This window comes from Rickettsia parkeri (genome assembly GCF_051427245.1).
Taxonomy (GTDB): domain Bacteria; phylum Pseudomonadota; class Alphaproteobacteria; order Rickettsiales; family Rickettsiaceae; genus Rickettsia; species Rickettsia rickettsii.
The window spans coordinates 117526-142289 of sequence record NZ_CP195774.1 but is presented as its reverse complement, the minus strand read 5'-3'; the positions used below and the strand labels follow the sequence as shown (position 1 = coordinate 142289).

The window sequence follows — 24764 nt, the reverse complement described above, 5'->3', positions numbered from 1 at the left end:
AAATTAGTAAATTGGTTTGATAAAAACGATCAAAAAGGTAAATTTAAATTATGGACAATGAATAATGAAGAAAAATTTGCTTATGCTGCATATTTAGGACGCATAGGGTGGTATTATAGAACCTGGTCAGATCCTAAAAAGCAATTGAATAGATACGAAAGCTAAGCAGGTATTTGATGAAGTGAAAGTATATGATTCCATAAAATGTAATGTAGTTTTCGGTTCGGCTATATCCAATATTCAGCTAGGAAATCTAGAAGAAGCAGAAAAAAATATCCAAATGATGGAAGATATGTTCAATCAAAATCTAGTAGATCAAACTGACATAGCAACTATATATTATGCAAAAGCTAAATTATTTAATATCCAAGGTAAAAATTATGAAGCATTAAGAAGAATTGACGATACTATAAATGCTTGTATCGAAAACGGGATGAAACCTCAAGATTTATTTCTTACCGGTTCATATCTCATTAAATTAGATGTATTAAATAATCTTAAGAAACATCAGGAAGCTCGTTCTTTATTAGAATAAGTATATGATATGAATAAGTCGAGTAAAAAAGAGGAAAATCAAGTATTTGGACGAATTTTTACCCAAAAATCAAGAGTAAAACTAGGTTTAGGTGATGTTACCGAAGCTCTAGAATAAAAAAGCTAAAGCAATTTTTCTTAATGATCCAACTAGACCTAACAAAGAGATTATTATATCACCGGATATAGATTTGGCAAAAACGTTTGTTGCTGAAGGGGATGCACTAGTGTTACTTAATCAAAATGAGGAGGCGGTAGATACTTATGCTACTGCTGAAAATATATATTGGAATAATTATAAAGAAAATATGAAAAATGTGTATGAAATAAGTAATATGTATTTTGCAGCCGCTAAAGCTAGTTGTACTTTACCTAAGAAATTTTGGTATGAAAAATTCCGTAATAATCAGATAGAACAATTCGGTGCTGATCATCCGAATAGTATTAAAATTTTAAACCTTAAATGTGATGGTTCAAATTAGCTAGAATTTTTTCTGATTAGTGCAATAAAAAAACCGGACGCGGTAAGAATAATTCCAAGCCAAATAAAGCTTATCGTTGGCTTGTAATATATTTTAGCATGGATTATATCGCCGTCTATATTACTTAAAACTGCGTAAAGATCATATAATAAGTAAGAGTATATATCACTTTCTTGCGATAAACTCTTTTCAACTATATAAAGTCTATTTTCCGGCTTTAATATAGTTATATTACGGCTATTATCCTCAAGCCAAAATTCAGCGATTTGTCTATAATAATTTTTACCTTGAGCAAACTTAATATTTTGCAATGTTACTTTAAATTCGTTAAATGTTTTACTTGTTCCTACTCTGCCGGTAAAATCCATTTCACTTTGTAATAATGTATTCATAGTAATACTAAAACTAATTAGTGCAAAACCAAAATGCCCAAGGATCATACTAGCGTTACTTGCTTTAAGTCTATTTCTACAATAATTAGTTTTAACCAAAAGATAATGAATATTATGAAGCATAAGAAATATAGATGCGATTATAGTTAAAATCGATATAACACTAAATGTTACTTTTAATGATATTAAATAAGTAATTATTAGAGATAATATTAGAATTATAATATGTTTTTTAATAGAGCTTCTGGTAGTAAATAATCCTATGGTACCAAGAATAGGGATAACGAATATAATAAAATTATTAACAAAAAATGTTTCACTAATAATAATAGATTTATCGTCGAATAAAGAGTAAATTGGCGGATAAAGTGTGGCAGCTATTAGCACAATAAGGCTAAGAAGGAGGAATATATTACCGAGGAGTATGGAGTTTCCACAATGCGTCATTGCGAAGCCACGAAAGTGGCTGTGGCAATCTCGGTTAGCTTCCTGAGATTGCTTCGTCAATGTTAATGCATTTCCTCGCAATGATGTGGTAGTATACCACCCAATACTACCAATCCCCATAATCAAAAATATTCCAAGCAAGTATATTCCTCTCTCAGGTGAGAATGCAAAAGAGTGAATTGAGGTAATAAAACCGGAACGTACTAAAAAAGCACTAAATATTACTAATAAAAAAGTAATGATGGATAAAATTACTGTCCAGTTTTGCATACGTCTGGTTTTTGTTGTTACAATTATAGAATGATGGAGCATAATTCCGGATAACCAAGGAAATAGTGAAATATTTTCTACCGGATCAAAAAACCAAAATCCGCCCCAGCCGAGTTCTCTATATGCCCACCAAGAACCAAGGCTAATTCCTATGGTAGTAAATAAGATACCGATATTGGAAAATGTTTTGAGAAGTCTTATGTCATTAATGGATTCCCGCTTTCGCGGGAATGACATAAGTGGGTATGAGAATGACATAGAGGCACAAACAATAGTAAACGGTACTACATAGCTAACATAGCCTAAATAAAGCAGAGGAGGATGGATGCTCAAAGCAATATCTTGTAGCATCGGGTTTAAGCCTAACCCTTCTTTAGGCACGAAAGAAAACACGTTAAAAGGATTGGAGGTAAAGTAAATAAAGCTGCTAAAAAATAATTGTATGGCTGATAGAATAATAATAGATAAAAATTTAAGACGGTTATCTTCAAGTAAAAATATATAACAGCAACTAACGATTTGTAATAAACAAAACCATAATAACATTGAGCCTTCGTGGCTCGACCAACTACCGGCTATTTTATATATTAAAGGTTTTAAAGTACTGGAATTTAAGAAAACATTTTGTAGTGAAAAGTCAGAGATAATAAAAGCATAGACTAGGGTAAAAAAGGCAAGTATAGTACATGAGGCAGCTATGTAGAAGGGGCAAGTAATGAGGTAGTTGTCATTCCCGCGAAAGCGACAATCCAGTCTATAAAGTAGAGATTTTTTATGGATTCCCGCTTTCGCAGGAATGACATAAAAGACAAAAGACAAACCGATAACCGACAAGTACATCGTTGTTAGTAGTAAAAAATTACCGATTTCACTCACTGCTTATTGTTGCCTCGGTAGTAGGTAATACGGTAATTTTTACGCTATCAATCTTATTGGCAATTTTCTTTAAAATAATTACCTTTAAATTAAATATTTCAATTACTTCCCCTTGATTTGGAATTCTAGCAATTTTATGGATTATTAATCCTGCTATAGTGTTTGCATCTTCATCCGATAAATTCCAATCAAGTTCTCGGTTAATATCTCTAATAGTCGTAGTTCCTTTTATAATGAACTCGGTATTAGACTTCTTGATAATTTCATTATTAAGTCTATCATGTTCATCAGTAATAGGTCCTACGATTTCTTCTATAACATCTTCAAGAGTAATAATACCTAGTAGAGTACCATACTCATCTACAACACAAGCAAAATGATTATTACGTTCTCTAAATGCATGTAGCTGGTCTACTACAAGTGCATTCTCAGGGATAAACCAAGGTGGGGTTAGAAGTTTATTAATATCAACTTTTTTTGCATCATTATTATTTTCGTATAATGCTTTAAGCAAATCTTTTAGATTGAGAATCCCTATTATATTATCTCTATTATCTTGCCACAAAGGTATACGTGTATGAGCACCCGATAATAAAGTTTTAATTATCACTTCATGAGGTAGGTCGATATTAAGGGCTATAATACTACTTCTGTGAGTCATAATTTCCGATACCGTCATATTACGTATATCTAATATCCCGCCGAGCATATTACGATCAGATTTATAAACTCCGCCTTCTTGATGGTAATGCTCAATCACGCCTCTTACTTCTTCCGTTCCTGATATTTGAGGATTTAAATTAATACGAAATGTGAAGCAAAATATTTTTGTAATGTAATCAAGAGCAATATTAATAGGTTTGAAAAGCTTTAAAAATATTACAATAGTTGAAGCCATTTTTAATGCTAATTGTTCAGGTTTAGCAACGGCTATTGCTTTCGGTACTACTTCGGCAAAAACAATAATTATAAAAGCCATAACGCCGGAAGCAACAATGGGTCCATTATCTCCAAGAAAGCTAATAAAGAGAGTAGTAGCAATAGTGGTACAAACAGTATTGATTAAACTATTACCTATTAATAAAGTTCCTATGACCTTTTCTTTTTTCTTAAGAACCTCTAAAATTGTTTTAGCACGCTTATTACCGGCGATTTTAAGCTTATGAATCTTCCCTGGGGAAGAAGCGGTAATAGCAGTTTCGGTAGCGGCAAATAAAGCAGATAATGCGATCATTATTATAATAACGATCACAAGTATGGTAGTCATTCTTTGTTAAAATATAAATTAACTATAAATAATTATATTAGTAATTATAGATTTTGCCTAATGTTTTTTTGTTATCAACGACTCCTTTCAGTATCTTTTGTTTTTCGGCTGTTAATAAGATTGTGAAATTTGTTATTTGTAGATGATGTCTTGCGTGATTCGTGTCCAATCGCTATTGCTTGTTGCTGTATTAATAATGTATTAGCTTGAGCTTTCCTTAAATTTATACCTTGGTCTTTAGATTCTTCAGTAGTTAGAATTTTTTGCCCTTTAGAGAGTTTGATCGCACTATCGCATACGAACACTCCGCAATCATATACATTTTCTTGTTGCTTGGTATTTAGGTCTGTTATTTTTGCATCGGGATAAATTTCGGTAATATATTCTGTTACTTTTGGTCGAGATTCCAATGGCTCACCATAGGGATCATTATACATAAAGTTTATATTACCTTTATCATCTTTACTAGCCATTAAGAGTAACCAATGTTTATGTCCTGTATTTAGTGGTATAATTGCAGGCTTATTATCTAGTATTAAATCCTCTACTGTAACACGAAGAGTATCTTTTAGTATTTCCGGCTCTTCTAAAGAGGCATGATGAAATATAGAGAACATATTCTTATCTATATTTGCTTCCAATATATTTTTTATATCATCTTCAGTGTATAAATAAGTAGGTTGTTTTATATTTCCTGTATTATAAACACCAACTTGATCTTCAGTATTTATAACCAGTGATGATTTTTTTTCAGGTATCTGCTGTTTTGGCTCTATTACTGGTTTGGCTAATTGTTGTTCTGCTTTTAGAGATTCCTTATACATTTCCTGTGGAATTCCTAATTTTTCCCATGGTTTTTGATTATTAGCGGGAGCTTGCTGTTGCGGTGGATTTATAGAAGATGCAACAGTGGTTAGTGGTTCTTCTGTTATTGTCGGCTTTGCTTCCGTAGTTGGAGTTGTTGATTCGTGAGTTTTAGGTTCTTCTTTTTTGCCGAATATTGCTTCTTTAAAACTAGTTATTATATCTTTAAAATAGTTAAAAATTCTTTTAAAAAAACCTTGCGGTTGTGGTTGGTTTGCTTTTGGAGGTTCATATGATATTGTTTGTTCTACTTGTATATCCTTAGGTCTATCATTCATAACTTTCTTTGTATTAATAAAATTAAAGTCAATAGGATTTACCTCAGTTTTACCTAAATCTTTTTGAAATTGCCTAGATATTTGTGATACATATTTTTTTAAGTTTTCAGCAGCATTATTTGCATCTTTTAAGATTTCATTAATTTCGAGTTTCAATCCGTAAATTTGATCTTCAGAGGTAATACCGAATTTAGCAGTGATAAGATTTGTTGCTTCGTCTGCAGAAAGAGGCCAAGTTTCTATAATCACTCTACCGCCTTGATTTTTAGCGTTTTTTATTATTTTATCTAGCTTTTCTTTATCAGGTATTGTACCGGAAAGTAATTGATCAATTTTACGATCAGATACAAGATTGTTAAAAGCAGATGTTACTAAACTTATATCCGTAATTGTAGTGGCTTTATCTTTTGGTACTATACCATCGGCTATAGATAAATTTTGATCTGCTTCATTTGTAAAAAAAACATGATCAACTTTTTTCATAATTTGCTTCCAATAAGCTTCTAGTTCAGAATTTTGGGGTAATGAATTATATTGATCAAAAGTAATAGTAGTTTTTATATTTAAATTTTGTAAATTAATTAAATCTTGTACCGTAAAAATGGGTTGTATATTATTGTTATTAAGTTGAATATTAAAAATCGGTGTTTTGTCCTTTTTGTGGGATTCTTGTAAGATCTCCGAAAAAATACGTTCTTTATCGGGTATATGTGATGCTTTATTAACTTCTAGCCGGATAATAGGCAGTTTATTTTGAGTTTCCTGCTTGTTTATTTTCTCTAATATCCGATCTTCATCTCCAAGTAAAAGAGTAAATATAATAGGCTCAGCCATTACTAACCTTTATTAAAAGAATATTGGGTTCTGTGAAAATTTCTAATTGATTTGCTATTTTAAGATATTTTTTAGCAAAAATTATAAGGTTTTTGAAGGAATAGTTATTCATATTTCAAAAAAATCTTATAATTTGCAGCAAAAAAGAGCCAAAATTAAATCTTTTTAGAAATCTTCACAGAACCTACATATAATTATTAGAATTTTTGAGCTTTAAATCAAGCTATATTTAATAATCTGTGCTTTAGCTTATATAATTTATCCATTTTATGTGCTAATTCATGGTTATGTGTTACCATAATAATTGCGGTATTTTGTTCTCTTGCTACTTTTAAAAATAAATTAAATACTTCATTTGTAGTTTTGGGATCTAAATTACCTGTCGGTTCATCTGCTAAAATAATTTTCGGCTTATTAATTAAGCTCCGAGCTATAGCGACCCGTTGTTTTTCTCCTCCCGATAATTCTCCAGGCATATTATAGAGTTTTTTCCCAAGCCCTAAATCATCTAATATCTTTGTTGCATCTTCTATTGCTTCTTTTTGATCAAGACCACTAATAAGCCTTGGCATAATAACATTTTCAAGAGCGGTAAAATCTTTAAGTAAGTGATGTTGTTGATAGATAAAACCTAAATAATGAAGACGAATGAGATGATATTTTTGATACTTGCTATTTGGTATGATGACTTGACCTTTTGTAGGTTTATCAAGCAAGCCGGCAATATGTAGTAAAGTTGATTTGCCGCTACCTGAAGAACCTATTATAGCGATTAATTCACCTTCATTAACCGTTAGATTAAGATCATCTAGTACTCTAACAATAATTTTGCCTTGGCTGTAATGTTTTGAGATATTTTTTAAAATGAGGACTGTATTATTCATATCTTAGGGCATCCACGGGATTTAATTTTGAGGCTCTATAAGAAGGATAAATTGTCGCAAGAAAACACAATATTATAGATAAAGAGGTAATTAAAATAATATCCTCAGCTCTTACTTTTGAAGGTAAACTATAAAGAAAATAAATAGCTGCCTCGAAAATTTTAGTACCGGTTATACGCTCCAAATAATTCTTGATAGTTTGAATATTATAAGAAAAGGTAACACCAAGGATTACACCTAGTGTTGTGCCAAGTAATCCTATAAATATTCCGTTATAGATAAAAATAAGCATTATTTGCTTAGTGCTTGCTCCCATAGTTCTAAGAATTGCAATATCTGAAGTTTTATCTTTAACAAGCATAAATAAGCTTGAAATAATATTAAATGCGGCAACCGTAATAATTAAAGATAGAATAGTAAACATAGCTGTACGCTCAACAGCAAGAGCACTTAAAAATTGTGAATTTAAGGTTTGCCAATTAAATACATATAGGGTTGGACCTAAGAGTGATTGTATTTTATGTGAATATGTGAGAGCTTTATCGGGATCTAGACTATTAATTTCAATTAAATTAATATCGTTGCCGAGAGATAAGAAATTTTGTGCTGCGGTAAGCGGCATTAATATCGTTGTCAAATCATAATCATACATACCGCTATTGAAAATTGCTATAACTTTAAATTCTTTTGATCTTGGCATACTGCCAAAGGTGGTAGAAACTGAATTATTCGGTGAAATTAATCTAATCTTATCCCCAACGGTTACGCCTAAATTGCTTGCTAATTGTTCTCCGAGTGCTATTACGTTTTTGCCGTGAAAATTATCAAAACTACCAAAATTTACATTTTTAAAAATTTCATTTCTTATACTTAGATCCTTTAATTTCATACCTTTAACAAGCACACCGCTATTATTACTTTTACCAAGAGCCAAAGCTTGACCGTGAGCAATGAATGTTACATGTTTTACATAATCTTGTTTTAGGAGTTTGGCTTTAATCTCTTCATAGTTATCAATACTACCACCTTGCCGATTTATCACTATATCCCCATTTAAGCCGATAATATTTTTAGTAAGCTCTATATGAAAACCGTTCATAACGGACATGACTACTATCAATGCTGCAACGCCGATCATGACGCCCACTAAAGAAAAGGCAGAAATAATAGAAACAAACTTTTCGTTTTTCTTAGCTCTAAAATATCTGAAAGCTATCTTGAAGATAAAATTGTTATTGATCATTTGTTTATTTTTTCTTACATCCGTTTCTAGGTTATTCCTGTGTGAATCAGCTTTTTTGTCATTGTGAACAGCCGTAGGCTGCGTGGCAATCTTATGAAATAATAACAAATTCCTGAGATTGTTTCGTCAACACTTACAGTTTTTCCTCGCAATGACGACACAATTGATGACATAAAGACATCTACACGTTACTAGAAATCTCAAAGACTTTATCATACTTAAATAATTTAGGTAATGTTACTAACCCAAATAGTGTAACACTGGATATAGTAATGCCAAGAGGAGTAAAAGTACCGTTATATAAAAATCCTACTAATTGCAGCCCAAATGCCGTTAAAATCAATCTAGCCACAGTGAAAATAGCCATCATACGAGCTTTACCGTCCGGAATAGCTTCTAAAAGCAATGGCCATAATATGTTAATCGGATATATCACGCCAAGAGATAATAATAAAGTAACTATTGTTATGGTTAAAGGATTATTAATATTATATACAACTAATATGCTATTGCCTAGTAGGAATAGTATTATAAATATAACTCCAAAATAGAAGCAATTTTTAATACCGAATTTTTTAAAGCAATAACCGCTTGAAAAGCTCATAATTGAGAATAGAGCTGCCATTGCTCCTTGATAAAGTCCGAAATATTCTAAAGTTACACCTAAATCTTGCATATATAAAATAGGAGCAATCCCAATAAATATCCAATATCCTTGTGCAAGAAATATCATTGTAAGTATATAATATATAGCTTTTGGCGATTTGAAGATAGGTATATATTCTTTTAAAGAAATACGTATTTTTTTATTAACTTCTCTTTTTGGAATAAATAATATACCAAGAATTAGGCTGATCAAACCTATTATAAGCAACAAAACAAAATTGCCACGCCAGCCCCAAAATAAATTGACGTAGCTACCTATAACCGGTGCTATTGCCATAGAAAGGGCAATAGTGCCGTTTAAAATGCCCATGAATCTTTGCTGTTCTTGTACCGAATAAATATCGGCAAGAACAATATATACTAGTACTGCAACCGATGATATCCCGCATCCTTGCAAAAATCTTCCAAATAATATAGCTGCATAATTATTTGCAAATACACAAAATAAACTACCAAGATTAAAAATCAGTAAACCGAGTATAATAATCGGTCTGCGTCCGTACCTATCTCCTAAATTACCGACTATAAGCGAAGTAATACAATAAGCAGTTAGATTAACACCAAGTAGTAACTCTGTCATAAAAGTTGAAAGGTTGAATGTATCTTGTATTTCAGGAAAACTTGGAATGAATAAATCTATTTCCGCTCCAGTGAGTATTTCCATGATGATTACGGTAATAATTAATTTCATAATTAATTGTTAGTTTGAGGTTATTTTAGCAAAGTATTATTGAAGCCGAAAGCCTTGCGCGATGTCATCCCTGCAAGGCATTGTTGCATAGATACCAAGTCGTCATTGCGAGCGAACTTTAGTGAGCATGGCAATCTCAGGAATTCTTCCCAAGATTGCTTCATCAATTTACTATTGTAAATTTTCTCGCAATGATGGAAAAACCGATCCACGCAACAACATTTTTGCGGGAATGACATAAATAAGGATGCAGGAATGGCAGCAAAGCCACACAACAAATTAGCCTTCTATATTCTTATAGCTTACAATAATTAGTGTATTGTTTTACTAAAGAAAGAATAAATGAATATTTATGTTCGTCTAGCAATTTTTATTTATCAGGAGTATATACATGACACGATAACAGGAAGACTGAAAGGAAGTGCAAGCAGAAACTTTTAGTAATATATGTTAATAATAATGATTCCTAACATGTGGGACTATTAACAGAATAAATTTTAAAGCTAATTAAATTTATTTTTACTGCAAATTATAAGGCTTTTTTGAAAATAGGATTCACACTATTCCTTCAAAACTCTTATTAATTTTCGCTAAAAATTCTTTTTAATTATCAATTAAAATTATTTTGTTAACAGTCCCCTATCAATTTTAAAAATTAATTAAAATATTACTGATTAATTCCTAAAGCTTGTTTTTGAGTATCGGTAGTATTCTCCATTACCCACTTTTGGACATCAGGACTTAACATATTATACTGATCTGCTGTTAAACTAGCAACCCAAGCTTGTTGATCGTCAGTACTCATAGCTTGTATTTGGGTTGTTGTAACTGAAGCTGGGGCAGGCATTTGCATTGATGAAGCAAACACTGAGCTCGCGAAAGTTAGAATTAATAAAATCTTTAATAAATTTTTCATTTTGTAAACCTTTTTTGTTTTGTAATTACGATTATAACAAAGCTACGGCAGCTTTCAAGCTAAATTATATTAAACATTTAAATTTTTTATACTAAGGAACTTTTATTGTAACAAATATATCAATTATATACTTTATTGTCATTCCCACGAAAGCGGGAATCCAGTAAAAAGCGTTCAGTATCATACCGTGGCTTGACCACGGGATCTTGTGTCACAGATGATGCCCTAAGATACCACGCTCAAGTCGTGGTATGACATTAAGGTTGACTGGATTCCTGCTTTCGCAGGAATGACATACCCCTTTATATTGTTAACTGCTCTCTGCAAATATTTTGATAAATTTCTGAGTTTTTAGATAAATCATTATGTGATCCTTCAGCGACTACTCCTCCTTTATCTATGACTAAAATATAATCAGCTGATTCTATACTACTAATTCGATGGGCAATTGATATAATAATGTTCCCTCTCATTATTTTTTTTATAGACTCTAGTAATTTCTGTTCGCTCATCGTATCTAAAGCACTCATTGCCTCATCAAGAAGCAAAATTTGCGGCATGCGTAGTAATGCTCTAGCAATAGCTATTCTTTGTTTCTGTCCTCCTGATAATCTAACCCCTCTTTCACCGATTTTAGCATTTATACCGTCATGAAGTTTAGCAGCAAATTCTTCTATTCCTGTAATTTTTATTATCTCATTTATTTCGTCGTCGCTTGCTTCATTATTACCGAATATAATATTTGATTTTATAGTGCCGGAAAAAATGCTAGCCTCTTGAGGAACATAGGCAATTAATTTACGAATTTCAGCAGGATTTAAAAGAGTTATATCTTGATTGTTAATAAGGATAGTGCCGTTTTCTTGCCGGTAAAAACGCAGCAGTAACTGTATCACAGTACTTTTTCCTGCACCTGATCTACCTACAATACCAAGAAACTTATTGGCATTTATCTTCAAAGACATATTATTAATAATCCTTAAATTAGGTCTTGAATGATAGGTAAAATCAACATTTTTGAATTCTATCGAGATTGGATCGGAATTATTTAATTCTAAATAATTATTATGTGCTATAGGTGTCTTATCTATAATTGTAATTATTCTCTCAAGGGCTGTAACAGGTAAATGCATTTCGCTTAGTAGCTCAAAAATACCGCCACAGCTAACTCCGGCGATAATCGCATAATAAATAAACGAGATAATTTGTCCCGCAGATAAATGACCTTTCACTATATCTGAAGCTCCGATCCAAACGACTAAAGTAATCGCAAGAAATATAACGGCTATTGAAATCGCAAAGAATAAAGCACGAATTTTTAAACGGGTTTTGCAGTATATTAAATAGTTTTGTAATTTAGTGTCAAAATCGGCAATTTTGTTTATTTGATGGTTAAAAGCATAAATAGCTCTAATATTATTAAAAGTTTCATCAATATCCGATGCTAAAAGTGACTTAGATTCTAGAGCTTTTTTAGATAAAACCTTAACATGCTTGCCGAATTTAATTAAAGGAATTAATAAGATAGGAATGGTAATAATTACTATAGAAGCGAGTTTAAAGCTTTCAAAAAACATTAATGTAATGCTGCCAATTAGCATCACCGAATTGCGAATAAAAAAAGATAAGAAATTAACGATGAGAGTAGATATTTGATCTATATCATTTGTTAGGCGTGAAATTATATCGCCGATTTTTAGTTCTTCAAACTCTTCAATTTCATAATTAATTAAATTACTATAAGCTTCTTTTCTTATTTGATTAACTGCCTTTTCAGCAACATTATTGATAAAATATGAACGAAAAAAACTAGCAATACTTAAGATGATAATTAATAAACAAATATATAATATAGATTTATCAACCGATGAAATATGGTCTTTGCTCAAGCCTTTATCAACTAAATTTCTAAAAACACTACCGATTAGTAATAATGAAGCTGATACGCTAAGTAAAGAGATCATAACGATGATCAAATCTTTTTTATAGAACCTTAGATATTTAGCTAGTCTATATAAAAGTTTGATATCCATAAGAAAAAAATGTCATTGCGAGCGACTGTAGGAGTTGTTGCATGGATGTCAAATCGTCATTGCAAGGAGCGAAGCGACGTGGCAATCCAGAAAAATAACAAAAAAGTACTAATTTTAGCATTTTTTACTGGATTGCTTCGTCAATTACTTTGTAATTTTCTTCGCAATGATGATTTGGTAACCACACAACAATTCCAAAATATGGGGCGAGTGACGGGATTCGAACCCGCGACCCTCAGAACCACAACCTGATGCTCTAACCAACTGAGCTACACCCGCCATAAATTAACAACATAAATTTAGATTATCAGAAGGAGTTAGTCAAGAATATTTATTGTATTAACATATATTATTTGACTTATATATTATAACTATATATAGTTACAACATGAATCAGTATATAAAACTTATAAATAAAGAAAGCTAAACAAAATCCTAAAGGATTTGATTCATACTTTAATGACTAAGTGCGGTTGGGTTAAAGATAGGCAAAAAGGTAGCCATCAGATTTGGTACTTGCCCAAAGGAAATAGGTTATCTATTCACACTTTTGGAAATATGGAAAAAGAATATCAAGTTCGACCATTTTTAAACTTTGCAAAAGGAAATGAAGATGAAAACAAATGATACATTTGATGGGTTTACTATAGAACTTTTTAAAGATACGGATGGAGATTGGCTAGCAAGGTTTGAAGAGCTACCGAATGTATCAGCTTTTGGCAATTCGCCTGAAAAAGCACTGCAAGAATTACAACAAGCTTGGACTTTAATGAAAGCAAGTTATATAAGTCATAATCAATCTATCCCCTTAGCTCCGTCTAGGAAAGAGTATAGCGGACAGTTTAATGTTAGAGTAGATAAACGTGTGCATCGAGCTTTAGTACTTGAAGCACTTAGAGCAAAAATTAGTTTAAATGCTTTAGTATCTCAAAAATTAACTTTATCGGTAAAACAATGAAAAAAAAAGCAGTTATTTTATTAAGCGGTGGACCTGATTCTACTACGGTTCTTGAGATAGTGAGCAAAACAGATTATGAAATTTATGCTCTAAGTTTTAATTATCATAGACGCAATAGTCTGGAGGTCCAAAAAATCCAAGGATTAATTAAAGATTATAATGTAAAACAACATAGGGTTATTAATATTGATTTGCAGTCATTTATCGGTTCTGCATTGACTGATGATAATATAGATGTACCAAAATTTAAAAACACAGATCAATTACCAAGTGGCATACCGGTTACTTATGTACCGGCACGTAATACAATATTTTTAAGCTACGCACTAGGAGTTGCTGAGGTTATAGGAGCTAGAGATATTTTTATTGGGGTACACACTAATGATTATACTAACTATCCTGATTGTCGTCCTGAATATATAAAATCTTTTGAAGCAATGGCAAATTTAGCAACTAGGGTAGGAGTAAATGGAGAAAAAATTACTATCCATGCTCCTTTAATAAATATGACCAAAGAGCAAATAATTAAAAAAGGGCTTGAGCTTGGAGTAGATTATAGTAAAACAATATCATGTTATGATCCAACAGAAGACGGTTTATCTTGTGGTCAATGTCTATCATGCATTGCACGACTTGATGCTTTTAAAAAGAATAATGTACAAGACCCGATTAAGTATGTATAATTATAGATATATACTCATAAAATTAATAATAAAATAATATGAAGTAAATTTGTATACAAGGTGGAAACCATTGTTCACCTTGTATACTCATTATTTAAAAATCTTCTGTATAATATGAATATGCAATATTTATATTATACAGAAAAATAGTTAGTATATATGATAAATAGAGGACATTTATATGCCCCTTTTCCTGTGCTTGATTTAAACGATATAGTTTTACGAGAGTTAGCCGCGGAGGATGCACAAGATTATTTTAATTATATGAGTAAGCCGGAAATGGCTATTTATATAACTGATAGCAATAGGCCTAAAGACGTAGAAGAAGCCGGAGAGGAAATACGTTATTGGTCTAGTTTATATAAAAATCATAGAAGTTTTTATTGGGGAATTGCCATTAAAGACGATAATAAATTAATAGGTACTGCCGGTTTTAATATAATAAATCTAGAGCATCATAGAGCAGAAATAAGTTATGATCTAGATCCTAATTTTTGGGGTCAAGGTATGATGTTAAAATCTATAAAGAATATTTTAAAATTTGCTGATTATATTGGTATTATAAGAGTACAAGCAACAGTAATTACTGATAATTTTCGTTCAATTAATCTTCTTGAGAGATGCGGTTTTGCTAGGGAAGGAATTCTTAAAAAATACGAAATAGTTGCAAATGAGCATAAAGATTATTATATATACGCAAGAGTACTATAGTAAGAATTGTTAAAATAAACATAAAAAAGAAAGTTAATGGTAGTAGAAGCTGATAAAAAAGCATTGATTTGTTCGTTTTGTAGTAAAAAACAACATGAAGTAAAAAAACTGATAGCAGGTCCTGCAGTATTTATTTGTGATGAATGTATAGATTTATGTACAGATATTATGAAAGAAGAAAATAAAGTTGCTTTAAAGCAAATTACTTCTTCAATTCCAACGCCGCAAAAAATATGTGGTATTCTAAATGATTATGTAGTTGGGCAAGATCAAGCGAAAAAGATTTTAGCAGTAGCGGTTTATAACCATTATAAGAGGCTTGAATATGTACAATCCGGCAATAATGACGTTGAGCTTAATAAGTCGAATATCTTACTGATCGGTCCTACCGGTTCAGGAAAAACTTTACTTGCTCAAACGCTTGCTAAAATTTTAGACGTACCTTTTACTATGGCGGATGCTACTTCTTTAACGGAAGCCGGGTATGTCGGTGAAGATGTTGAGAATATATTACTACGTTTATTGATAGCATCTGAGTTTAATATAGCAAAAGCACAAAAAGGTATAATTTATATTGACGAGGTTGATAAAATTGCCCGTAAATCGGAGAATCCTTCTATTACACGGGATGTATCGGGTGAAGGAGTACAGCAGGCATTACTTAAAATTATGGAAGGAACAGTTGCTTCCGTGCCTCCTCAAGGCGGTAGGAAACACCCACAACAAGATTTCGTACAGTTAGATACTTCAAATATCTTATTTATTTGTGGTGGTGCTTTTATGGGGATTGATAGTATTATAACCTCAAGAACTAATCATAGTTCTATAGGCTTTGCAGCTAACGTAAATATAGATAAAGAGAAAAATAATAGTGAGGTTCTTAAATCCCTAGAGATTGAGGATTTAACTAAATTCGGTTTAATTCCTGAATTTATCGGTAGATTACCTATCGTTACTACTTTAGATGAGTTAGACAAAGAAGCTTTAATTACAATTTTAACTAAGCCTAAGAACGCCATAGTAAAGCAATATCAGAAACAATTTGAGCTTGATGATGCTGAGCTTGTAATTGATTATTCAGCCTTAGAAACTATTGCCGAAAAAGCTCTAGCTAAAAAGACGGGAGCAAGAGGACTTCGTTCAATACTTGAGCATCTTTTGCTTGATAGTATGTATAAAGTTGCCGAGCTAAAAAAACAGCGTGTTACTATTACAAAAGAGGTAGTTAACGGCTTAGTCGAACCGATAATGACCTCTCTCATTTCTACAAAATCAAACAAAAAACAACCGATTATTGCAGATATACCGGCGTAAATATTATTGCTTCTCTATGTCATTCCCGCGTAGGCGGGAATGACATAGAGAAGCATGCAACAAGACCTACGACTGCTCGCAATGATGGGTGGGTATCCACACAACAACGCCGGCTTGACCACGGGACAATACTAATTTAGTATAAAATTTATCCTAAACTAGTATTATAGCGGTTTAAATACCATTAAGAAAAAAATAATACTCAAACTGATAAATACCGGCCAGCCTAGGTAGAATCATAATTTAAATAATTTATAATATTTTTTCGGTAGGGGAATTCGCGGTTTTAATGCTTCAAGTGCCATATTTCGTAGTGGAATTTGAATCCATACCACCAGAAGCCAACAACTACCGGCGATTATGTATCCGATATAAGTTAAGGTAAGCCATAAATCAAAATAATTATAGCCAAGCATATTTACTAATATTATGCCGCTAACCGGTTGAATTATCACAGTTGGAGTAGTAAAAAGAAGATCAGCTATTGTAGTGCGAGTTGCATATACCGTTGCATTCAAATCACCGGTTTTATTTGCCCACCACATAAAAAAAAGCAGTACCAAATAAAGTGGTAGAGCTAATAATATGCATAGTTTTTATAAAAAGATAATCCATTATTTATCTCGTTCTATTGCCATGAATACTGAAGTAAGTAATATTACTGGAATATTTTTAAATATCGGACCAAACGGATCTAGCCACAATATTGGCTTAAGATATGTTAATAGTAGAGTATAAGCTAGTATTAATAAAATTTGTAAACTACATATCCTATTTATTTTATTTTTGATAATTAGTAGAATTCTAAGAATAATATCTGTAAAGCAGCTTCCATATAATATGTAAGGTGCTATTTGTTTATCAAATCCTAGTGATATTATAATTTGCATACTAGCATCATAAACAAAAATGCTTGAAATAATTCCTGTCATTATCCAAAATAGTCCTAAGACAATTTTTATTATAGGTTTTAAAAAATAAAGCCTAGCGTGCCATATGGATTGTACGGTTAAAGGTTCGGTTGCAAAACCTTGTTGCAAGTTTCTAGGGATTATAGAAGTAAAATCGATAAAATCTTTTTTATCAGCAATATTAGGTTGAAGTAACATATTATACGCAGTAGAATTAATGGGTCCTATTTTTAGACAATCCCCTAATTTAGCTGCTATTTTAATGAATATTAAAGGAATTTTTATTAGTCTTCCATGACTCCAAGCCATCTTCTGAATCCAAGCAAGATATCCTTCATGTTCACTATGTCTGGTCCAACTATTTTTAATAATGTGTGGATTTTTCCTTCCCTTTCTATACAGTGAATAATTACTTTCGTTAAATCATCAATATGAATAGGTTGAAATTGTTGTAAACCATCACCTATTAAAGGAATAAAATACGGTAATGTTGCAAGAGCCCTAAATAGCGAGGTACCACCATAACAACCGCTTGCGTAAACAAGAGACGGTTGTAAAATTATCCAGTCTATATTCCTAATTTTTGTACATATTCTTCAGCTGCTTTTTTAGTTAAAGCATAAGCAGTGTTTTTTTCATTATCTATTCCAAGAGCTGAAATATGAATAATTCTTTGTACATTAGTAAGGGTGCAAGCCTTAAATAGAGCCTTTGGATCATTGACATGAACATTGCCAATATTATTGCATGACTAGACGTTAACACACCTGATACATTAATAACTATATCTATGTTATTTAACCTATTTATCCAGCTTTGTGGTGTTAGGTCTATATTAAAATCACAGTATATCACTTCTGCAGTAGGGAATTTTTCCTGGTCGATTCAACATCTCTAACACAGCATATTACTTTATAATTATTCTTTAATAATTCAGCTGTAATATATGATCCAATAAAGTCGTTAGCTCCTGTTACTAGTATTCTCATTATAATATAAACTATTCAGGTACTGATATTTTTTATATCATTAATCAGATCCTGTTGCCAATAGAAGATAAAAAAGGATATGTTATGTCCACAACTATTGTTTTTTTGGTTAAAAACTTTTATAACCCAATCCTCTTCTCTCTTATCATAAACTGGGGTTGCTCGTGTGTGACTTTAATGTTAAAATAATTAAAGATTATAAATGATTATATATAAAAGATTTGAATAAATATTAAGAGATGTTTATATTTTTAATATTTATTTAATTAAAATTATGAGTAATAAACTAGAAGTAATAATACAATATTATAATGATATATCAAATTTAGGCGTAAGATTATGGAAAACTACTACAGCACTTGCTAGTTTTAATTTAGGTGAGGTATGGAAAATATGGTTCTGTGATAAAAATTTTCAAGATCTACTGACACTAGATCAAAGTTTAATTTATACTCAATCTTTAGAAACAATGTTAAGTAAAGTAGCTGCTACCGGAAAGTATCAAGATAATAATATTGATCATTCTCAATGGAGCCATTGTTTTGAAGAGCTAAATAATTGAGATCATTTTTCTACAGAAGTTAATAGGAGTAGAAAACAAGAATATCATTGATGCTATGCTAGATGATATAGGGGATATAAATTCATTAGATTTTAGTACCCTAATTACTAAAGTCCAAGTGTTTTTAAAAAATAATTTAGATCAATCTGAACACGTGATTAAAGCAGCCAAAGAAATCGATGCTATGGCATATCCTCTGACGAGAGAATATTTTTTATATCGCTATATAGCTAAAGCAATATTACTTACAAATAATTTAAATGCGCCTTCCTCGTATGAAAACGAGTTTAATATAGTAAAAAAAGCTCATTTAAATTTTGCAAATTATCTTAATTCATTAGAGCAAAGTCTTACTAGAATAGAAAAAGCTAGTGATAAGTATAATGAAGATCACAAAATTGCTTCTTGGTTAACCAAAAAATCAGCTTTAGTTAGTAATCATTCAGGTAAAATAGCAATTACTTATGTTTCTCTTATAGTGGGTGTAATTGCTTTACGTTCATATGTAATTGACGAAAAGGATCCTTGGTATGAATTATGTGCTTTACCGACCACTAACCTTGCGATGTTACAAATTTTATTATCTTTCCCGGTACGGTCTTATCAAATAGACAAACTAAAGAGATGAATAATAATATGTTTCAAGCATTAGAAAATAACAATGACAATGCTGAAGATGTTATATTTTTATTTGATCATACTCCAAGCTTTGCTAATGATGCAGTAAATACAACTGCGATTTGTTTTAGATATGCTGCTAATTTAGGGTTGCAGCCTATTGATTTATTAAATAATGATACTATTAATCGTATAATTGTATGTACTGCTATATGTTCGGCAATAGCCACACTGATTTTGGATTATATCTGTTTTTATTTTCGTAATCCAGCATTAGAATTTTATGAAAATCCAATGTTTTATGCATCAACTTCTGTTAAATTCATGCGTCTTGCTTCTTTATATTAGTATCAACATATTATGGCAATAAAGTTATAGAAAATATCACCAACAAAACATTAACTAATGATGTGTTTTTTCAAAAGTTTTACTATAATGATACGGCAAGATTGACCCTAGCGATAGTACCTTTAATAATGTTTGAGTCTATTAAAGATTTAAAATTCTTAAGTCTTGCAACTTTAATAGATGTTTTAACAACTGTTATATCGGATTTCAATGTCGGCAAGGCAATTAGTAGTGCAGGCAAGAATATTGCCAAGAAAACCGCTACTACCCTTACTTGGCTTAATAAGGTTACCTCAGGCACAAACGATGATACAGTTATTGATATTGATCCTACAGAAGAACTACCATGCTTAGAGGTTTTAAAATTTACGTTATTTAATGTGCTCTTCCCATTTCAAATATAATTGAATCTTCAGAATTAAGTGTTGCATATATTAAAAAAGGCGAGGTGACATAGGACTGCACTTCGCTATGCATAAAAGCTTGGTACATTATCAATCTCTAAAGTAAAGTTTTTGCTATATTCAAGAAGTTTTTGAGCAGCTTTTAAGTGTATCAAATAACCTGTAGTTGTATTAAAGTAACCACCATGATCTATCTTCTTTAAATACGGATTATTGTAAATATTATAAAATATTTTGTTTTTAGAATGTGACAAAGACAAATAAATTAAATCCCAGTCGGTAGGTAAATGCTTAAGCATTGTTAAAAATTTATTAAGGAAATCGTCATTTAGTATAGCATCATCTTCTATTATTAGGGCATAAGGTATATTGTCTTTAACCATTTTAAGCCAAATTTCTCTATGGTTACAATAACAACCGAGTTCACCTGCCGTTAAAGTATGATTTAATATTTTGCTATCGGAATAATAATTTATATTTTCCGAAGGACAAAGTACAGTATAACCGTTATTAAGGGATAAAAGAGCAGGGTTATTTTTTACATCTAATCCGGTAAATCTTTTTCCCCCTGAATCTGTTATAGATAAATTATAACCGTTTCTTCAAGTGGAGCAAGAACCTATTTGATAAGTTTTTAAAAATATAAAAAGCAATGATAAACAAATAATTATAATTGATATTATAAAAATAGTTTTTAATTTGTATTTAATAGAGGTAATTATTTTCTGAAGCCGGTACAATCTTATTATTATATATCTTATAATATTTTTCATCATCTTTATCAACAGAAATAATATAATTATATAAATCTTCTTCTGAATAATCTTTAGCAAATATTACTGAATTAGGGTTTACATCTTTTATATAACTTTTATCTGCATAATATATAATAGGTACTGCTCCTGCTAAATAAGCTTGAAAAGGTTTTGCAGTAACATACCCCTCAGATGTTTTATTTTCAAAAGCAATAACAAATTTACATTTAGATAACCATTCACGAGTTTTTTCTTTTGGTATAATTGTAGATTCAGTATTTAAATATTTACTGCCGCTTACTACTTTTTTATACAGCGACAATTTATGAAAAAATCGATTTCTTGCTATGCAGCCGTCGTTCTCAGGATCTTCTATACCGTTAGAGACTAAGAAACAAGCAAAATACGTTTTGTTCCGATTGTATTTTGAGCGTTTATATTCAAGTACTGATGTCATTAGTACAATACATATAATATAAAGGTATTCTTATATAATTTGGATGATCTATATAATCAAACCTATAGATATATCATATAATTTTCTAGCTTTGGTCTAACCGATTCACCGGTAAAAAATATCTTTATACTATCGTTATTACTAATAGTTTTTTGACCAAAAACACTATCAATAATAAGGTCATAATTGTTATGATCTATAACAATTGTTTGTCCGTTTTCTTCAATGATTTCTTTTATCATCGGTAGCTCGTCTATTGTAAAGCCCGGCCAAATATTAATAAAACTCACTCTTATAGCATGTTTGTTTTCTTTTTTAGGAGCTTTAATCTTATATGCTTACACATAGTAACAATATGGCTATACAGATTATGGAAAGTTTTTTTAACATTTAAATTACCTATTACGAGAAAAATTTATTTATAATTTTTCTGCTATTTGTGGTGGATTTTCTGCTTCCACTTCAATAATCTCAGATTTAGAGGAAACGATTTGATAACGCTCTAAGGTAGCCGGCATGGCTTTATTCCCTGAATCAATACCGAGTTTTTGAATATTCTTTACTCTTGACATAAAATTACGATTAAACGAGGCAGCAAATTTATCGTAATTAGTAACCATATTATGCAGGTTATTACCGATCTTTTGAGAATAATCTGCCATAGTACCGATGGAGTTTAATAGCTTTCTCACTTCTTCAATGATTACCTTATAATTTTCTGAGCGGCGATGATCGGTAATTTGAAATTTTGCAAATGATAGCATATTCATAAGGCCGCTAGGTCCTACCGGAAAGATATTACAGCCCCAAGCTTTTTGTAAAAATTCAGGGTCGGCTGCAATAACTTTCTCAACCGCTTGTTCAGTCGGCAAAAACATTAAAGTAATAACATTGTTAAAGCTCTGATCCTTTTTGTTTAGATTAGTTAAAATATTTGCGGCATATTCTTTATTCGCCAAAGATTTTAAATGGTAATTCATAGTTTTATTAAGACTCATGTTATTATCTTGCTCGTCTACAAGAAACTTTGAAGCTTTAGAATCAATAACCATTAAATTACCAGAAGGAAGAAAAATGAGCGCATCAGGTCTTAGCTTTCCGCTATCTAATGTAGTTAGACCGTATTGCATAATGAAATCTAAATTAGGACGTAAGCCCGAAGATTTTAAGATATTCTCAAGGGTAATCTCAGCAAGTAGTCCCGCCCCGATCGGAGAAAGCAGAGACTGTTTTATCAAATCAACCGTACCTTTTGATTGCTCTATATCTTTATTTAATGCTCCCACCATCGTAATTAACCGTTCAAACTCACTATTAAATTTTCCTGAAGCAGTAGCGATATTTTTCTCGGCTAGCTCTCTTGCCGCCGTGTTTTCCATTTTATGTATCTCTATTAATTGTTTAGACAAATCTTGACCTAAATCAAATAACGCAGCTTTAGCCGATGAAAATGACTCTTCTCTTATTTTTTCTGAATCCTTAATAGTCTGTGCTTGATATTCTATTTTACACTGCAATTGCTCAATTTTCTGTAAATATCCTATCTTTTCTTGATTTAATAATTGGTTGTTATTGCTAATTTCTAGATTCTGTTCTGATAAAAATTGTAGCTGTGTCCTTAAGGTTTGAGTTTTTACATAAAACCAAATTATTAGCGCTAATAAAATAAGTAGAGTAGTTATAATAGTGGGTAATAAATAAGGCATAGAATGAAGCAAAGTTTAATGTTAAATAATACTAAAGTACCGCATAATTTGCACTAATTATTTTGGCATTGCCTAGAAAAGGTTGATATAGTCATTGTGAGTTACTGCAGGTGTTGTTGCATGGCTCGTTTTATGTCATGCCTGCGCAGGTCTTGTTGTGTGGACCGAAAAACCCGTTCGGTGTTATGCAGTGGCTTGACCACGATATCCAAAAACACAACTTAAAATACTAAAATTTTAATGTTTTAAACTGGATCCCGCGATCAAGTCGCGGGATGACAATTAGGAAACTGGTCCACGCAACAAAGCATTCTCGCTTTCGTGGGAATGACATCGGAAGGCTAAACTATAAAACAACTTTTTCTAGGCAATGCTCAATTTCAATACTACAAGTAAGACTATTTCGATATTAGCCTATAATATTTTTATAAACTTATAGAAATATTATAATGGATAGGTTACATAAAAAGCAAGTTGAAGAATATCTAACAAATTACGGTAAGCTTGTATTTATAAGCGGAGCAAGGCAAGTAGGAAAAACTACAATATCAAAACAAGTAATTAAGCCTAATCCTAATTCAATTTACCTAAATTGGGATTATCTAGAAGATAGAAATAAAATCTTAAACAAACACACCGAACTTTTTAAAAATCTACTTTCTACTATATCCGATAAGAAACCGTGCTTAATATTAGATGAAATTCATAAATATAAAGATTGGAAAAATCTTGTAAAAGGATTTTATGATAAATTCGGAGAAAATATTGAATTTATTATAACAGGTAGTGCCAAATTAAATATATATAAAAAAGGCGGTGATAGCCTAATGGGACGTTATATAAGTTTAACCGTGCATCCGTTATCGGTATCTGAAATAGCTAAAAATTTTGATAATGACATTGATTATATAAAAAGCCCCAAAAATATCACTATAGATGAATGTGAAGCTTTAATAAATTTTGGAGGATTTGCAGAAAGTTATTTAAAAGCAACTGCTAAATTTCATAGAATATGGAGTAATCAAAGATTCGAGCAATTATTTAGAGAAGATGTAAGAAATACTGAAGATATCAACAATATTTGTGCGTTAGAATTACTTGCTAGCATTATAAATGAGCAAGCAGGCTCATTTATAAGCTATACAAACCTTGCTAACAAAGTTAGAGTTTCAGACCAAACAATAAGAAGATGGCTCTCTTTGCTAGAAAAGCATTATTATTGTTTTGCTATCAAACCTTGGTCTAAAAATGTTGTAAAAAGTTTGATAAAAGAGCCCCAAATTTACCTTTGGGATTGATCGCAAATAAAAGATATAGGAACGAGATTTGAAAATCTTGTAGCTTCTCACCTTTTAAAAGCCGTATATTTTTGGAACGAAACAGGGTTTGGTGATTTTGGTTTATACTATCTGCGTGATAAACAAAAACGTGAAGTCGATTTAGTAATAACAAAAGATAACCAACCGTGGATTTTAGTGGAAGCAAAAGTAAGTGACTCAACCGTTTCTTCAAGCTTAAAATATTTTCATGAATTACTTAACCCTGAGTTTAGTGTTCAAGTAATTCAAAATAAACAAACTATTTCGGACTCTTGCTTTGATAAACCGGGTTTATGGATAGTACCGGCTATTACTTTCTTATCTCAACTTGTTTGATATGAATTTTTGCAAA

General features: G+C 31.3%; 28 protein-coding genes and 1 tRNA gene. 13 read left to right on the top strand and 16 right to left on the bottom strand.

Annotated elements, in window-relative coordinates; translation table 11 throughout:
* Positions 1-181: 181 nt before the first annotated feature.
* Both ACSFFC_RS00890 and ACSFFC_RS00885 read left to right on the top strand, forming a co-directional pair.
* Complete coding sequence (locus ACSFFC_RS00890) at positions 182-535, top strand: hypothetical protein (RefSeq protein ID WP_014410999.1); 354 nt, start codon at positions 182-184, stop codon at positions 533-535.
* A 190-nt stretch (positions 536-725) separates the two neighbouring features.
* A complete protein-coding gene (locus ACSFFC_RS00885) occupies positions 726-1016 on the top strand; it encodes a hypothetical protein (protein ID WP_014410997.1) in 291 nt (96 codons plus the stop codon).
* Here the strand turns inward: ACSFFC_RS00885 and ACSFFC_RS00880 are convergent.
* The 9 genes from ACSFFC_RS00880 to ACSFFC_RS00840 all read right to left on the bottom strand — a co-directional run bounded on the left by ACSFFC_RS00880 (position 1013) and on the right by ACSFFC_RS00840 (position 12956).
* The gene (locus tag ACSFFC_RS00880) at positions 1013-3001 is read right to left on the bottom strand and encodes a heme lyase CcmF/NrfE family subunit (RefSeq protein ID WP_081497791.1); all 1989 of its coding nucleotides are present in this window, start codon (positions 2999-3001) and stop codon (positions 1013-1015) included. The genes ACSFFC_RS00885 and ACSFFC_RS00880 overlap by 4 nt on opposite strands.
* On the bottom strand, positions 2994-4268 hold the full coding sequence (locus ACSFFC_RS00875; protein WP_014410995.1) for an HlyC/CorC family transporter: 1275 nt from the start codon (positions 4266-4268) through the stop codon (positions 2994-2996). Before ACSFFC_RS00875 ends, ACSFFC_RS00880 begins: the two co-directional genes overlap by 8 nt.
* Before the next feature lie 74 nt (positions 4269-4342).
* Positions 4343-6244, bottom strand: coding sequence for a Ulp1 family isopeptidase (locus tag ACSFFC_RS00870; RefSeq protein WP_014410994.1), 1902 nt, complete (start codon positions 6242-6244; stop codon positions 4343-4345).
* Positions 6245-6462: 218 nt separating this feature from the next.
* On the bottom strand, positions 6463-7128 hold the full coding sequence (locus tag ACSFFC_RS00865) for an ABC transporter ATP-binding protein (protein WP_012719960.1): 666 nt from the start codon (positions 7126-7128) through the stop codon (positions 6463-6465).
* Positions 7121-8371, bottom strand: coding sequence for a lipoprotein-releasing ABC transporter permease subunit (locus tag ACSFFC_RS00860; protein WP_014410993.1), 1251 nt, complete (start codon positions 8369-8371; stop codon positions 7121-7123). Before ACSFFC_RS00860 ends, ACSFFC_RS00865 begins: the two co-directional genes overlap by 8 nt.
* A 181-nt stretch (positions 8372-8552) precedes the next feature.
* Positions 8553-9728 (bottom strand): multidrug effflux MFS transporter, encoded by a 1176-nt coding sequence (locus ACSFFC_RS00855; RefSeq protein WP_014410992.1) that lies wholly within the window; start codon positions 9726-9728, stop codon positions 8553-8555.
* 667 nt (positions 9729-10395) lie between these two features.
* Positions 10396-10644 (bottom strand): DUF2673 domain-containing protein, encoded by a 249-nt coding sequence (locus ACSFFC_RS00850; RefSeq protein WP_004997643.1) that lies wholly within the window; start codon positions 10642-10644, stop codon positions 10396-10398.
* A gap of 302 nt (positions 10645-10946) precedes the next feature.
* Complete coding sequence (locus tag ACSFFC_RS00845; RefSeq protein ID WP_014410991.1) at positions 10947-12677, bottom strand: ABC transporter ATP-binding protein; 1731 nt, start codon at positions 12675-12677, stop codon at positions 10947-10949.
* Positions 12678-12879: 202 nt separating this feature from the next.
* A tRNA-His gene (locus ACSFFC_RS00840) sits at positions 12880-12956 on the bottom strand.
* Between the two features lie 180 nt (positions 12957-13136).
* On the opposite strand from ACSFFC_RS00840, the gene ACSFFC_RS00835 reads away from it, so the two are divergent.
* The 5 genes from ACSFFC_RS00835 (at position 13137) to clpX (ending at position 16343) form a co-directional block, all read left to right on the top strand.
* Positions 13137-13304: a type II toxin-antitoxin system HicA family toxin gene (locus tag ACSFFC_RS00835; RefSeq protein ID WP_004997648.1), complete on the top strand. Its 168-nt coding sequence runs from the start codon at positions 13137-13139 to the stop codon at positions 13302-13304.
* Positions 13291-13635: a toxin-antitoxin system HicB family antitoxin gene (locus ACSFFC_RS00830; RefSeq protein ID WP_014410990.1), complete on the top strand. Its 345-nt coding sequence runs from the start codon at positions 13291-13293 to the stop codon at positions 13633-13635. Before ACSFFC_RS00835 ends, ACSFFC_RS00830 begins: the two co-directional genes overlap by 14 nt.
* A complete protein-coding gene (queC, locus tag ACSFFC_RS00825; RefSeq protein ID WP_014410989.1) occupies positions 13632-14318 on the top strand; it encodes a 7-cyano-7-deazaguanine synthase QueC in 687 nt (228 codons plus the stop codon). The genes ACSFFC_RS00830 and queC overlap by 4 nt, the downstream gene beginning before the upstream one ends.
* 159 nt (positions 14319-14477) lie before the next feature.
* A complete protein-coding gene (locus tag ACSFFC_RS00820; RefSeq protein ID WP_014410988.1) occupies positions 14478-15029 on the top strand; it encodes a GNAT family N-acetyltransferase in 552 nt (183 codons plus the stop codon).
* Between the two features lie 36 nt (positions 15030-15065).
* Complete coding sequence (gene clpX / locus ACSFFC_RS00815; protein ID WP_014410987.1) at positions 15066-16343, top strand: ATP-dependent Clp protease ATP-binding subunit ClpX; 1278 nt, start codon at positions 15066-15068, stop codon at positions 16341-16343.
* A gap of 236 nt (positions 16344-16579) precedes the next feature.
* Here clpX and ACSFFC_RS00810 read toward each other — a convergent pair whose 3' ends face one another.
* The 3 genes from ACSFFC_RS00810 to ACSFFC_RS00800 all read right to left on the bottom strand — a co-directional run bounded on the left by ACSFFC_RS00810 (position 16580) and on the right by ACSFFC_RS00800 (position 18243).
* Positions 16580-16906, bottom strand: a complete 327-nt coding sequence (locus ACSFFC_RS00810) for a DUF2269 domain-containing protein (protein WP_231282949.1) — start codon at positions 16904-16906, stop codon at positions 16580-16582.
* A gap of 51 nt (positions 16907-16957) precedes the next feature.
* Positions 16958-17563: a DoxX-like family protein gene (locus tag ACSFFC_RS00805; protein WP_014410985.1), complete on the bottom strand. Its 606-nt coding sequence runs from the start codon at positions 17561-17563 to the stop codon at positions 16958-16960.
* Positions 17564-18105: 542 nt separating this feature from the next.
* Positions 18106-18243 carry an NAD-dependent epimerase/dehydratase family protein gene (locus ACSFFC_RS00800; protein ID WP_014410984.1) on the bottom strand — a complete coding sequence of 46 codons (138 nt, stop codon included), beginning with the start codon at positions 18241-18243 and terminating at the stop codon, positions 18106-18108.
* A gap of 274 nt (positions 18244-18517) precedes the next feature.
* Between ACSFFC_RS00800 and ACSFFC_RS00795 the strand changes: the two genes are divergently transcribed.
* The 4 genes from ACSFFC_RS00795 (at position 18518) to ACSFFC_RS00780 (ending at position 20175) form a co-directional block, all read left to right on the top strand.
* Positions 18518-18805, top strand: coding sequence for a hypothetical protein (locus tag ACSFFC_RS00795; RefSeq protein ID WP_016728319.1), 288 nt, complete (start codon positions 18518-18520; stop codon positions 18803-18805).
* Between the two features lie 55 nt (positions 18806-18860).
* The gene (locus tag ACSFFC_RS00790; protein WP_041472239.1) at positions 18861-19433 is read left to right on the top strand and encodes a hypothetical protein; all 573 of its coding nucleotides are present in this window, start codon (positions 18861-18863) and stop codon (positions 19431-19433) included.
* Positions 19430-19771 (top strand): hypothetical protein, encoded by a 342-nt coding sequence (locus ACSFFC_RS00785; RefSeq protein WP_041472238.1) that lies wholly within the window; start codon positions 19430-19432, stop codon positions 19769-19771. The genes ACSFFC_RS00790 and ACSFFC_RS00785 overlap by 4 nt, the downstream gene beginning before the upstream one ends.
* 62 nt (positions 19772-19833) lie before the next feature.
* On the top strand, positions 19834-20175 hold the full coding sequence (locus tag ACSFFC_RS00780) for a hypothetical protein (protein ID WP_231282948.1): 342 nt from the start codon (positions 19834-19836) through the stop codon (positions 20173-20175).
* A gap of 65 nt (positions 20176-20240) precedes the next feature.
* Here the strand turns inward: ACSFFC_RS00780 and ACSFFC_RS00775 are convergent, their stop codons facing one another.
* The 4 genes from ACSFFC_RS00775 to ACSFFC_RS00760 form a co-directional block, all read right to left on the bottom strand.
* Positions 20241-20627: a glycosyltransferase family 25 protein gene (locus ACSFFC_RS00775; RefSeq protein WP_231283014.1), complete on the bottom strand. Its 387-nt coding sequence runs from the start codon at positions 20625-20627 to the stop codon at positions 20241-20243.
* A 253-nt stretch (positions 20628-20880) separates the two neighbouring features.
* Entirely contained in the window at positions 20881-21387 is a 507-nt protein-coding gene (locus ACSFFC_RS00770) for a glycosyltransferase family 10 domain-containing protein (protein ID WP_014410982.1), read from the bottom strand.
* Between the two features lie 62 nt (positions 21388-21449).
* Complete coding sequence (locus tag ACSFFC_RS00765; RefSeq protein ID WP_014410981.1) at positions 21450-21677, bottom strand: hypothetical protein; 228 nt, start codon at positions 21675-21677, stop codon at positions 21450-21452.
* 129 nt (positions 21678-21806) lie between these two features.
* Positions 21807-23093, bottom strand: coding sequence for a DNA recombination protein RmuC (locus ACSFFC_RS00760; RefSeq protein ID WP_014410980.1), 1287 nt, complete (start codon positions 23091-23093; stop codon positions 21807-21809).
* A 449-nt stretch (positions 23094-23542) separates the two neighbouring features.
* On the opposite strand from ACSFFC_RS00760, the gene ACSFFC_RS00755 reads away from it, so the two are divergent.
* A complete protein-coding gene (locus tag ACSFFC_RS00755; RefSeq protein ID WP_041472236.1) occupies positions 23543-24391 on the top strand; it encodes an ATP-binding protein in 849 nt (282 codons plus the stop codon).
* A gap of 6 nt (positions 24392-24397) precedes the next feature.
* Positions 24398-24748, top strand: a complete 351-nt coding sequence (locus ACSFFC_RS00750) for a DUF4143 domain-containing protein (RefSeq protein WP_331270846.1) — start codon at positions 24398-24400, stop codon at positions 24746-24748.
* Positions 24749-24764 lie beyond the last annotated feature (16 nt).